The sequence below is a fragment of the Arcicella sp. LKC2W genome, assembly GCF_034931005.1.
Classification (GTDB): domain Bacteria; phylum Bacteroidota; class Bacteroidia; order Cytophagales; family Spirosomataceae; genus Arcicella.
Window position 1 is genome coordinate 1 of record NZ_JAYGIN010000030.1, and the last position, 12,566, is coordinate 12,566.

At 33.9% G+C, this 12,566-nt stretch carries 12 protein-coding genes; 8 read left to right on the forward strand and 4 right to left on the reverse strand.

Annotation, left to right across the window (positions count from 1 at the left end; all coding sequences use genetic code 11):
- Positions 1-149: 149 nt before the first annotated feature.
- The gene (locus VB796_RS20840) at positions 150-614 is read left to right on the forward strand and encodes a hypothetical protein (RefSeq protein WP_323348519.1); all 465 of its coding nucleotides are present in this window, start codon (positions 150-152) and stop codon (positions 612-614) included.
- A 22-nt stretch (positions 615-636) separates the two neighbouring features.
- Here VB796_RS20840 and VB796_RS20845 read toward each other — a convergent pair whose 3' ends face one another.
- On the reverse strand, positions 637-1,071 hold the full coding sequence (locus VB796_RS20845; RefSeq protein WP_323348520.1) for a response regulator: 435 nt from the start codon (positions 1,069-1,071) through the stop codon (positions 637-639).
- Positions 1,072-1,084: 13 nt separating this feature from the next.
- Complete coding sequence (locus VB796_RS20850; RefSeq protein ID WP_323348521.1) at positions 1,085-2,479, reverse strand: sensor histidine kinase; 1,395 nt, start codon at positions 2,477-2,479, stop codon at positions 1,085-1,087.
- A gap of 575 nt (positions 2,480-3,054) precedes the next feature.
- On the opposite strand from VB796_RS20850, the gene rpoN reads away from it, so the two are divergent.
- Genes rpoN through VB796_RS20875 form a run of 5 tightly spaced genes read left to right on the forward strand, consistent with a single transcriptional unit; the run spans position 3,055 to position 9,991 of the window.
- Entirely contained in the window at positions 3,055-4,524 is a 1,470-nt protein-coding gene (gene rpoN, locus VB796_RS20855) for an RNA polymerase factor sigma-54 (RefSeq protein WP_323348522.1), read from the forward strand.
- A gap of 54 nt (positions 4,525-4,578) precedes the next feature.
- A complete protein-coding gene (locus tag VB796_RS20860; RefSeq protein WP_323348523.1) occupies positions 4,579-6,039 on the forward strand; it encodes a sigma-54 dependent transcriptional regulator in 1,461 nt (486 codons plus the stop codon).
- A gap of 42 nt (positions 6,040-6,081) precedes the next feature.
- Positions 6,082-8,097 carry a PAS domain-containing protein gene (locus tag VB796_RS20865; RefSeq protein WP_323348524.1) on the forward strand — a complete coding sequence of 672 codons (2,016 nt, stop codon included), beginning with the start codon at positions 6,082-6,084 and terminating at the stop codon, positions 8,095-8,097.
- Positions 8,098-8,103: 6 nt separating this feature from the next.
- The gene (locus VB796_RS20870; protein ID WP_323348525.1) at positions 8,104-8,544 is read left to right on the forward strand and encodes a response regulator; all 441 of its coding nucleotides are present in this window, start codon (positions 8,104-8,106) and stop codon (positions 8,542-8,544) included.
- Positions 8,545-8,551: 7 nt separating this feature from the next.
- A complete protein-coding gene (locus tag VB796_RS20875; protein ID WP_323348526.1) occupies positions 8,552-9,991 on the forward strand; it encodes a PAS domain S-box protein in 1,440 nt (479 codons plus the stop codon).
- A 79-nt stretch (positions 9,992-10,070) separates the two neighbouring features.
- Here VB796_RS20875 and VB796_RS20880 read toward each other — a convergent pair whose 3' ends face one another.
- Both VB796_RS20880 and VB796_RS20885 read right to left on the reverse strand, forming a co-directional pair.
- On the reverse strand, positions 10,071-10,913 hold the full coding sequence (locus VB796_RS20880) for a hypothetical protein (RefSeq protein ID WP_323348527.1): 843 nt from the start codon (positions 10,911-10,913) through the stop codon (positions 10,071-10,073).
- Positions 10,914-10,916: 3 nt separating this feature from the next.
- A complete protein-coding gene (locus tag VB796_RS20885; protein ID WP_323348528.1) occupies positions 10,917-11,900 on the reverse strand; it encodes a YihY/virulence factor BrkB family protein in 984 nt (327 codons plus the stop codon).
- Between the two features lie 221 nt (positions 11,901-12,121).
- On the opposite strand from VB796_RS20885, the gene VB796_RS20890 reads away from it, so the two are divergent.
- On the forward strand, positions 12,122-12,271 hold the full coding sequence (locus VB796_RS20890; RefSeq protein ID WP_323348529.1) for a lmo0937 family membrane protein: 150 nt from the start codon (positions 12,122-12,124) through the stop codon (positions 12,269-12,271).
- Between the two features lie 40 nt (positions 12,272-12,311).
- A complete protein-coding gene (locus tag VB796_RS20895) occupies positions 12,312-12,488 on the forward strand; it encodes a hypothetical protein (protein ID WP_323348530.1) in 177 nt (58 codons plus the stop codon).
- Positions 12,489-12,566 lie beyond the last annotated feature (78 nt).

The window sequence follows — 12,566 nt, forward strand, 5'->3', positions numbered from 1 at the left end:
ATTTAATCCCAAAAAGACGTTTACAAATCTTTGGATTGTCTTGCAATAATTTATACTTATCGTTCATAATCAGTTGTTTATAACAAAAGTACCTAAATGTCAATTAAGAAAGTTGTCTATTATTAATCTATTCATAAAGAAATTTTACTATGAAGACTAACATCGAAAATATTGATGATTTGCGGGCAGAAAGGGCAAGATTAAAAAATCAAATTACGATTTCTCGAATGAAATTAAAACAACAGTTTAGTCTGATGAAAGAGGAATTACAGCCTGCCCGACAAGCCTTAAGTTTCACCAAAAGCCTGTTAATCAATAACAGTAAAAGCGATAGTGTGGTGGGAATGGGGCTAAGATTTGGCGTAAATGCCTTGTTGAGAAATACTGTATTAGCACGTGCCTCATGGCTTACTCGCTTAGTTGTACCTTATGTTGCCAATAATTTTGTATCGAAATACGTAGCTAAAAATGATACGGCTATCATTCAAAAAACCGTAGAATGGGTTAAGGACAAAACAAATGAAGAAAATACAAGAATAATACCCAAGAGAAGTTTAGCAGAAAAGGGATTATTATGGATAAAAAAAATCACTAAAGATGAAGAAAAGCCTTGATTTTTCTTCATCTTTAGTGATTTTACATCGGGGGTAGTGTAACTACATCGAGCCAAAACTTTGTTAAAATTTTCAAGGTGTTTGCCAATTCACTGAAACTATTTGGTTTTACAATATACCCATTTGCTCCTAAACCATAACATAAATTTATATCTTCTATTGCTTTTGATGTTGTCAAAATAATTACAGGAACTGACCTCAAGTCTGGATTGTTTTTAATCTCTTTTAACGCCTCTCTGCCATCCTTTTTAGGCATATTCAAATCCAATAAAATTAATGAAGGTTTGTGCTGAGAATCGCCATGACCATCACCTTTTTCTAAGTAACTCATCACTTCTACGCCATTTTCTACATATTTTACGGCACATGAAACTTGGCAATCATCAAGGGCTGATTTTACTAAAAATCTATCATCTTCATCATCGTCTGCAATAAGGATAGTACGTCTTTTATTCATAGAATTTTATAATTTAGGTAGTTGTTGTCGGGAAATATACCTCAAATGTCGCTCCTTCATACGGCTTGGATTTCGCAAAGATAAAACCGTTATGATTTGCCATAACTCTCTTGCAAATTGCCAAACCAATTCCGTTACCCTGATATTCACCTCGATTATGTAAACGCTGAAAAATCACAAAAATTTTCTCTACATATTGACTTTCAAACCCGATTCCGTTATCAATGATTGAAATTTTGTGGAATAATTGATGGTCGTCGGGCGATGAGATATGTTTTATTTGTTTTGCTTTTACTTCGGAATAATGAATCGAAATTTCAGAATTTACGCCTTCAAGGGAATATTTTAAGGAATTATTAATGAGATTTAAAAATAATTGTTTCAATTGAAAACCGTATCCCATCAAAGTAGGCAATTTTGCAATGTTAATATTAGCATTTTTTTGATGAATTTCATCGGATAACTCCTCTAAAATGTCTTCAATCAAGTCATTTAGACTTATTTTTTCTATTTCTTGAGCTTTATGATTGACCATTCTTGAAAAATTCAAGAGGTCATCTATCAAGGTTTGCATTCTTGCGGCTGAACTCGCAATTTTATCTAATGTGTCTCTACCGTCGTTGCTAAGTAAATCCTTTTGCTTAATCTGTAATTTATCACTGAATGCTCTAATTTTACGCAAAGGCTCTTGTAAATCATGTGAAGCCACGTAGGCAAATTGTTCTAATTCAGTATTGGAACGATTCAATTCTTCAACTTTTTTTTCAAGATTTTTTTCTGTAAAATACCTTCTTTTTAGCTCCGAATTGACGAGATAAAACGAAATACCTAAAAGTACCAAAGAGGCAAACGAAAGCAAAACTTGGTAAATCGGCATGAGTGATTGTCCGTAATTCTTGGAATTGGTGTGAATATCCAATAAATCCCTCTCATTTTTCTGAAAAGTAACCACTCGTGTTCTCAAACTATCCATTGTTTTTTTACCATATTCCAAAGTTGATAAGTCGATTGCTCTGCCTTTATCTATCAGCGAAATATTTTCGGTAAGTGCCTTTATTTTACTCAAACCCAATTCCTTAATTTTTACAAGACATCTGGTCTGGACGGCATTGTTTTTTACAAGAGCCTCAAGCGAATCTAAATTGGCTAATGCCTCCACTTTTCCCTGATTTAGAGGTTCAAGAAAGGTATGATTTTGAGTTAGTAAAAAACCTCTTTGACCAGTTTCAATATCTTTCATGTTGGAAATAAACTCCTCGCTAACCAATAATACTTTTTGAGTATGTTCTACTGCGTTTGTACTGTTCAAATTGACAGATACTTGTTGATAAGATACCCATGATAACCCCATCAATAAAATGGCAAAGCCGAGAAAAGACAGTTTTATATACTTGGATGTTTGTTGCATTGTAACATTTTGATTGTATAAGTATTCGTTAAAAATTAGACGAAGTAGCGATTACTTGATGAATAGCAAGTCCAAACACGAATCCGAAAAGTCGTGCAAACAACACCTAAATTCTAACTGAGCGACAGTCGCCCTTACTTATTTTTTTAGCTTAAGTATTTGGAATAAATAAATTGATATTGTGTAGGGGCGTATCGCATACGCCCACATCTCGACTTTTTGGGCGTATGCGATACGCCCCTACGTCATGATGACAATATTTAATATTATTAATTAATTTGTTATTCTTACTTATGATGAATTATATACAATTTACATTAAATATGTAGAAATTGATTTCTACAAGGTGTAGAATTATCTCTACAATTTGTAGAAACAATTCCTAAATGTGGAATTGGGGCTTTTACAAGATAGTTACGACAAATAAAAAATAATTTCATTTTATTTGTTTGTAAGTATTTGTATTTCAGTTGGTTAAATTATTTTCAGTTGGCTGATTGATAAAATTTGAAGTGAATACGATTTGTAGGCTCATTAATTGAATATGCCTATTTGTACTCCAAAACCGTGCAACCATGATGAATCTATCTCAAAATCAACGACAAACTTTTAAAATAACACCACTGCAAATCCAAATGCTTAATTTTTTACAACTTTCAACCCTTGAGTTGGAAGACCGTATAAAGAATGAGTTGGAGGAAAATCCGTTGTTAGAAGAAGGAGTATTGCAAGGTGATGACACCGTTAACGATGATTTCGATGATTTTGACGAAGTTACAAACGGCGACGATTATGCAACTCCACTAAAACCAGAAAATGATTATTCAGATTGGGAAGAATACGCTCATGATGACATCTCAGATTATAAGACTAAAATCAATAATCAAAGTGCAGATGATGAGCTTTACACCATGCCAATTGTTCAAGAAAGTGATTGGAGAACTGATTTAAAAGGTCAAATCCATTGTTTGCCTTTCAACGAACGCCAAACCATTTTGATGGATTTCATCATCGACTCCTTGAGTGATAACGGTTTTCTTGCTTCTACTGCCGAAACCATTGCTGATGACGTATCATTTACCAATAATATTTTTGTTGATGTTGAGGAGGTTGAAAAATTATTGAAAGTGCTAAGAATGATGGATCCTCCAGGCATTGGGGCAGTTGACTTGCAAGAATGTTTGATGATGCAATTGCAAAGAAAAAAAGAGAAAGGTGTTGACGTTGATAATGCCATTGATATTGTCGCTTTTAATATTGATGAATTGGCGGTACGTAATTTTGAAAAAATCATGCGGCTGCGAAATCTCTCTTCCTCCGAGCTGAAATTAGCTATTGAACAAATTACTGCTCTCAATGCCAAACCAATCATGGACGGTAGTTCATCATCAATTGCGGTAAAGGATAATATTATACCAGAGTATGTCATTACTTACGAAACCAATCTTTACGGTGACTCTACGATAGATATTGCCTTGAATAATAGCAGAATTCCTTCGATAAAAATTAATAAAGATTTTGCTCAAACCATCAATTTGGCGAAAGATAAAGCTGCCAATCAATACGTCAATACAAAACTTTCTGCCGCCAATTGGCTGATTGAGGCTATCCAACAAAGAGAAACTACCATGCTCAAAGCCATGCGAGCGATTGTTCTTTATCAGAAAGAGTTTTTCAAAACAGGAGATATTCGGAACTTAAAACCGATGATTTTGAAAGATATTGCAGACCAAATCGGAATGGATATTTCAACAATTTCGAGGGTAACAAGTGGCAAATATGCCTTAACTCCGTTCGGAACAATTAATTTAAAAGACTTATTTTCGGAAGGAATAAAAGTAAATTCAGGTGAAGAAGTTTCAAACCGTGAAATTCAACAAACAATCGCTAATTTAGTGGCAAATGAGAATAAACAATCTCCGTTAAATGATTTCCAATTGATGGAATTATTATCAGAAAAAGGATATAACATTGCCAGAAGAACTGTTGCAAAATACCGTGAAAATTTGAACATTGCCTCTGCTCAGATGAGACGAATTTTGTAAAAATCGGTGACTTTTATTATTGTCCTAAAAATGAAGACATAACTTAACCCAATTATGCAAAGAATATTAGTTATAGATGATGATACAGATATCTGCTTATTGTTACGTCGATTTCTGACCAAAAATAATTACGAAGTTGCTATCGCACATGATGGAAATACAGGTTTGGTACTTCTTCAGGAGTTTCGCCCTGATTTGGTTATGACAGATTTTCGTTTGGGTGATATGGATGGCGGAACAATTCTATCTAAAATCAAAGAAAAATTTCCATTCATTCCTGTTTTGATAATTACGGGATATTCTGATATTAAAATTGCCGTAAATGTCATGAAATTAGGGGCTTATGATTATATCACAAAGCCATTGTTTCCAGATGAAATACTCCTAACTATCAAAAAAGCCCTTGAAAGTACAGAATCTGAACAGGGTAGTATGCAAAGTAGTGTTGCAGGAAAAGAATCATCTAATGATACTAAAAAGAAGTCTTCAAAGGCAGCCAAGTACATTTTTGGAGATGGCGACGAATCTAACTATTTACTCAAACAAATTAAGTTGGTTGGTCCAACCAATTACAGCGTTTTGATTTATGGTGAAAGTGGTTCAGGAAAAGAAGCCGTAGCACAAGAAATACACTTGCATAGTAAAAGAGCCAGTCAGCCTTTTATAGCGATGGATTGTGGAGCTATTTCAAGAGATTTGGCTGGTTCAGAACTATTTGGACATGAAAAAGGAGCTTTCACAGGAGCGTTAACTCAGAAAATAGGACATTTTGAAATGGCGAATGGTGGTACAATTTTTTTAGATGAAGTCGCAAACCTTCCTTATGAAGTCCAAGTTTTGCTTTTAAGAGTTGTTCAAGAAAGAACAATGAAACGAATTGGAGGAACAAAAGAAATTCCTTTGGATGTAAGAATTGTCGTTGCTTCCAATGAAAAACTGCATGAGGCATCTAAAAGAGGGAAATTCAGAGAAGATTTATTTCATCGTTTCAACGAGTTTAGTATTGACGTACCTCCATTGAGAGATAGAAAGGCTGATATTATGGTGTTTGCGAAGTTCTTTTTAGACCAGACAAATGCAGAATTGGGCAAAAATGTAAAAGGTTTTTCTGCCGATGTTATCGAAAACTTCATGACCTACGCTTGGTATGGCAATTTGCGTGAAATGAGAAATGTCATCAAACGTGCTACACTGCTCACCGACGGCGAATTTATAGAAGCCAAGACCTTACCTTTTGAGATTTCAAATTATTCAAAATTGTTGTTTACCGATACTGTTAATGTTCCAAATAATCAACCGATTGTAAACCAAATACCCGAAATATCAGTGGTTTCATCGCCCATAATAGAGGTTTCAACCAAGAAACCATCTTTGAAAAGTGCTGCGGTGGAGGCTGAATATGAAATGATTTTAAAGGTGCTAAAAGATGTGAATTTTAATAAAAGTAAAGCTGCTCGTTTGTTGAATATTGATAGAAAAACGCTCTACAATAAAATGAAAATGTTTGAACTATAATTTACTTTTAAAATATACCACTCACTGGGCAGTCTTCAATATATGGATTTATCTGAATATTTACTTGAATCTTTCAATTCCTCCAAACAATCGGATGTTTTTGAAAACTTTTTAAGAGCAATTCCTGACTTTGTTTATTTAATTGATTTTGCCAATGGTAAAATCGTTTATCTGAATGAAAAGACAGGAATTATTGCTCACTATAAAGAGGAAGAAATTTTTAATTTGGACATTACAATTAGTTCTATTAAAAAGGTAGTGAGTGGTAAGGCATTGACAGACAGTATCTTTAATCTTTATAATGAAGCTAAAATTGGGGAAGTCCGTTCTTTTATTTTTGAATTTACGAACAAAGACGGCAAAAGGCATATTGTCAGAAACAGAGGTACATTATTGAAAGTTGACACAGGCGGGAATGCGTCAAAAGTTGTGGTGATAGCTGAGGATATTACGGCTGAAACTGAAAGTACAGAGCAGGAAATTCATCGTCAAAAACAATTAAATGATGCCGAAAGACTGTTTAATTATGGAAGTTGGGAGTGGGTTTTTGGGAATGACTATGTTACATGGTCGAATGGACTTTTTGATATTTTTGGGTATGATGGCAACGATTATCCAGACTCAAGAATGGTGTATGGTATTTATAATCATCACATTATACCAGAAGATAGACAACGAGTTAGAGAATTGTCGCTAAATGCGATAGCGAATAAACAGTTATTTTATGAATTTGAACATGAAATAATCGACCTAAAAGGAAACAGAAAGTTGTTGAATGTGAAAGGGAAATGCTTTTTGGATGAGAAAGGAGAAGTTACTCGGGTTTTGGGAACTTCCGAAGATATTACAGAACTTAAAAAGCTCAAAAATACCCTTAAATATAAAATAGAAGAACTCTCAATTGCTTACGAAGAACTGAAAAAAACAAAGGATTTGTTTAAAGAAGCGGAATCAATGATGAGTTATGGTAGTTTTGATTGGGACGTTGAAAAAGATGAAATTCAATGGTCTGATGGTTTGAAAAGGGTTTTTGGAGGCGAAATTGTCCATGATTTACCCGAAAAACTCGATTATGAATTTTATAAAAGTCGCTTGCATGAAGATGATTTGGCACGAGTTACAGAAATTGTTAATCAAGCCATCATCAATAAAAAATCTTACGCATTTGAACATCGCCTTTTTGCTTTAGATGGAGTAGAAAAAACGGTGAATACTCGTGGGTGGGTGGTGATAAATGAGCATGGAAAAGTGATTCGATTTATTGGAAATACCGTTGACATCACCGAATTGAAAGTGTATGAGCGAGAATTGGAAAATAAATTAGATGAACTCAATAAATCCAACCAGCAATTAGAACAGTTTGCTTATATCGCTTCCCATGATTTGCAAGAACCTTTGCGGAAAATTATGGCTTTTGGGGAACGGCTAAGTAGCAAATTTGCAGGACAACTGCCAGAAGATGGGCAATTTTACATCAATCGAATGTTAGATGCTGCCAATAGAATGAAAATTCTGATGGAAAATCTTTTATCTTATTCAAGAGCTTCTCGAAAAATAGAACCCGCCGAAAAAGTGGTTTTAAATGAGATTATAGACATGGTTTTGAGTGATTTTGAAATGAAAATTCAGGAAACAGATGCTCAAATTGAGGTTTTACCTTTGCCAACGATTCAAGCCTTGCCGACCCAAATGCAACAATTGTTTCTGAATTTGATTAGTAATGCACTCAAATTTGTTCAACCCAATCAAAAACCACAGATTAGAATTGAAGCATTTGAGCCAACTAAACAGGAATTGAAAGCATTGAATTTTCCTCTGAAAGCAAAAAAATATCATAAAATTGTCGTGAGTGACAAGGGAATTGGCTTTGATACTGAATATGCAGAAAAGATTTTTGTCATTTTTCAACGTCTGCATGGTCGTTCGGAATTTGAAGGAACAGGCTTAGGCTTAGCAATTTGTGAAAAAATTGTAGATAATCACGATGGTTATATTAAAGCAGAAAGTGTATTAAATGAAGGTGCAATGTTTATCGTGTATCTACCCAATAATAATTAGAAAATTATGGAAAAGAAAAGTGTTACCATCTTAATCGCTGATGACGACCCTGATGACCGTTTGATGACGAAGGAGGCATTGGAAGAAAGTTTTTTAGTGAACGAATTGAAGTTTGTCGAGGACGGTGTAGAACTTTTACAATACCTTAGAAGACAAGGGAAATTTTCGGACATTCAGAATAGCCCACGTCCAGGAATAATATTATTAGACCTCAATATGCCCAAAGTTGATGGCAGAGAAGCTCTGAAAGTAATAAAATCTGACCCCGACTTAAAAAGTATTCCAATTGTGGTACTTACCACTTCCAAAGCTGACGAAGACATCGTTAAGACTTATGACTTAGGCGTAAATTGCTTTATTTCTAAACCTGTCAGTTTTTCCGAATTTGTGGAAGTAACCCGTGCTTTGGGTAATTATTGGTTTGATATTGTTCAATTACCAAAATAAAAAAACTATGTTTAAAGGCAGAACTATTAAAATACTTTTGGTGGACGATGATGAAGACGATTTTTTTCTGACGAGTGATTACATCAAAGAAATTAAAGGACAAAAATTTGAAATAGATTGGGCATATTCTTACGATAACGCACTTCAAAAAATCAAAGAAAAACAGTATGACCTGTGCTTCTTTGATTTTTTGTTAGGGGCAAAAACAGGTTTAGACCTACTAAAAATAGGAACAGAACATGGTTTGCAAGCTCCTGTGATACTTTTAACTGGAAAAGGTGATAAAAGTATTGACATGGAAGCCATGATTTTGGGAGCGTTTGACTATTTGGTGAAAAGTGAATTGGATGCCGAAAAACTGGAAAGATGTATTCGATATTCCCTCGACCGTGCCAATACTTTGGCAACACTTCGAGAAAGTGAAAGAAAATATCGGAACATTTTTGCACAGACCAAAGAGGCTATTTTTGCTACACAATTGGACGGCACTTTTAGGTATTTTACACCCGCCACTGCTGAATTGTTGGGTTATTCAGAGGAAGAATTAGTCCGCAAAAAAAGCTACACAACTTTTGTCCGTTCTGACGAACGATTGAGATTTATTACATTGCTGGAAAAACAGGGTGAAATCAGTAATTATGAGGTACAATTAGTAACAAAGTTTGGTGAAAGAAAGCAATGTTCTATTCACTGTAATCGCCAAATTGATAGTGAAGGAACTCCCTATTATTTAGGAATTATCCATGATATTACCGCTCGCAAAAAAGATGAAAGAGATTCTCTTTTGTTTGAAAAAATGGCTGCCACAGGTCGTTTGGTTAGAACATTAGCCCATGAAGTTAGAAACCCATTAACAAATATTAATTTGTCGTTAGACCAAATGGGAGAGGATTTTGAAGATGAAGATGCAAAGTTTTTTTTGGATATTATTCGTCGTAATAGTCAGAGAATCAATGATTTAATTACTGAATTGCTGAATACTTCAAAGCCATCAGAAGTTGTATTTAGCCGCCATGATTTAACTGAAGTATTAGAAACAACCATCGAACAAGCCATTGATAGAATCAATTTGAAAGGGATTTTATTGAAGAAAGACTTTTTACCAAATATTTGGCTGGATTTAGATAAATCAAAGATTCAAATTGCGTTTTTAAATATTATTATTAATGCTGTTGAAGCCATGAAAGAAGGAGTAGGGGTTTTAGAAATATCCACTTCATTGATAAATAAAAGTGCCATTGTAACGATAAAAGATAATGGAATAGGTATTACTCAAGAACACGTAGGAAGGCTTTTTGAACCTTATTTTACCTCAAAAAATAATGGGATAGGTTTAGGATTAGCGGCAACGCTCAATATTATTCAGTCTCACAAAGCAAGGGTAGAAGTTGATTCTGAACTTGAAAAAGGAACAATTTTTACTATTACCTTTTCAAAAGTAGCTTAAAGGAACTTTACTGAAAATGAGCTTAGTCAAGGTTTAAAATTGGCTAAGCTCATTTTTATATATTTTAGAATGTTCTGTTTTATTTTACCTCAATCAATTCTTTCTTTCTGGTAAATAGCACTAAAGTTGATGACATCAAAATAGCCACTACCATCATTATAATGCCTAATGCTGCACTGTAAACAATGTATTTATAATAGATGAAGTCTTGAGTTCTTGCGATGATGATTCCAACTAATGCCCAAATCACGGCAAGAGCTAAATAGCTGTTTCTGAGTTTGATAGTTAGCAAAAATGCGATAAACGTACCTGTTAAAATCATGATACTTGCCCACGATTGCCCCGAAATCTCTTCTAAAAGAATACCATTTGCTACCAAAATTGCCGTTACATTGGCAATCGTTGCAATACAAATCCAACCTAAATATGCTCCAAATGAGCCTTTTACAAAAAATCTTACCCAGCCCGTAATGTAAGGTTGAACTGCTCGCAAATGAAGATTTATCTTCACTAAACTTATCAAAATACCTATCATAATGACAAGCGACAAAGGCAAAATTTCATAATGCCACGAAATAATCCAAAGAGCATTTAATGAGGCGTTGATGATAAAAAGAAAACCGATGGCGTTGAGAATCAAAGCCAAATGTGGTTCTGGTTTCTTACTCAAAAATGATTTGAATTGATAAATAGAAAAGCATAAAAGCAACGAGTATATTACGCCCCATATTGAAAAAGTGATACCCGCTGGGACAAATAAGTTGGGATATTTATTGGATAATTCACCTGTTGTTTTACCATTTATCGGCAAACCATTTGCCAAGCCATTGAGCGCTACCATGATGATAAAAAATACAAAGTTCAGCACTTGAAGTAGTTTTATTCGGGCTGCACTAATGGTTGTTGTTTGAATATTTTCCATAGTCTATTTTTTTATAATTAATTCGTTATTAGGTAATTGGGAGTCATTTTCAATCTTCATGAATTGCCGTCTGTTGACTTCTACTTCTTGTTTCACAATAAAAACAGCCTGTTCATTTGGTTCAATTGGTTTGCCATATCTTTTGGTATAGACTTTCGTGAATTCAGCCCCTAAAAATAAAATTGTCGAAGAATAATATACCCAAAGTAGTATAATAATTACAGAACCTGCTGCTCCAAATGCCCCACTTACATTTGATTGACCTAAGTAAAATCCAATGACAGATTTACCAAGCATAAATAAAACTGCCGTTACCGACGAACCAATGAGGGTATCTTTCCATCTGATTTTTCCGTCAGGCAGAATTTTAAAAATCACGGCAAAAAGTAAACTTATCACGACAAAAACTACCAAGAAATTGACAATACCTAAGAAATAGACCGTGGCATCTTCAAAATAGAGTTTTAGTCGATTACTAAAAATGTCCAAAAAAGCGTTTGCCAATAACGAAACCATTAATAGAAAACCCAATGTAATGATTAGCGAAAATGACAAAAAACGATTAGTCAAATATTTTATCCAACTATTTTTAGGTTTTGCTTTTAATGACCAAATAAAATTGATAGAATCCTGAATTTCAGCAAAAACACCTGTGGCTCCTATCAATAATGTCCCTGTTCCGATAACTGCGGCAATTCCTGATTTGTTAGAAAGTTCTGCATTTTTAATTAATTCTTGTACTTGTTTTGCTGCCTCTCCACCAATTAACCATTTTATTTGCCCATAAATTTCTCCTTGAATGGCATCTTTCCCAAAGAAAATTCCTGCTACTGAAATAATAACAATTAACATGGGGGCTAATGAAAAAATGGTATAGTATGAAAGTGAAGCACTCAATTTCATAGCATTATCATTAGAAAATTCTGTGAAAATTTCACTGGTAAACTGTATATATTCTTTCAATTTTTTCTTGAGGGTAATATCCATATTTTGATTTTAGTAAGTTTTCATACACAAGACTAACACTTTAGTGCCACCGTTGTTTTAGTCATCAAATCAACATTATTGGGGTTTATTTTCTACACTTTACCCATTCTTTTTACTCAAATTTTATCACTTTTCTACATAATTGCTTGTTTTTCAGATTGGTACAGGAATTTAAACGTATTGTTAAATCAAACAATATAAACATTTAAACACTAAAAATTATGAGAAATCTATTGTATATCATTGCAGTAATATTAGTTATAGGTTGGTTATTGGGAGTATTTGCTTACAGCGTAGGCGGTATCATTCATATTTTACTTGTGTTAGCAATCGTATCAATCATCTTATCGTTCATTCGTAGAGGTGTATAAATTAAGATTCAGATATATAGAACCTTAAACTTTAACTATCATGGAACAAATCATTTTCGTTTTATCATCGCTCGGCATTATTGCTTTGGCTATATTCTTTGGATTTGCCTTTTTGAAAATTGAGAAAGATTATCTAAATCCTGACCCTTTCGCCAGTAAAGATTTTGATTCGTTCCTGAAGAAAGTCAAAGGTAATTCTTCAAGAATACGCTATTAACGATACAAAAAGTAGAATATGTTTGAGATGGAGGGTTTCATACGTATGTTAACTTTTGATTAAATATTTTGTATTGCT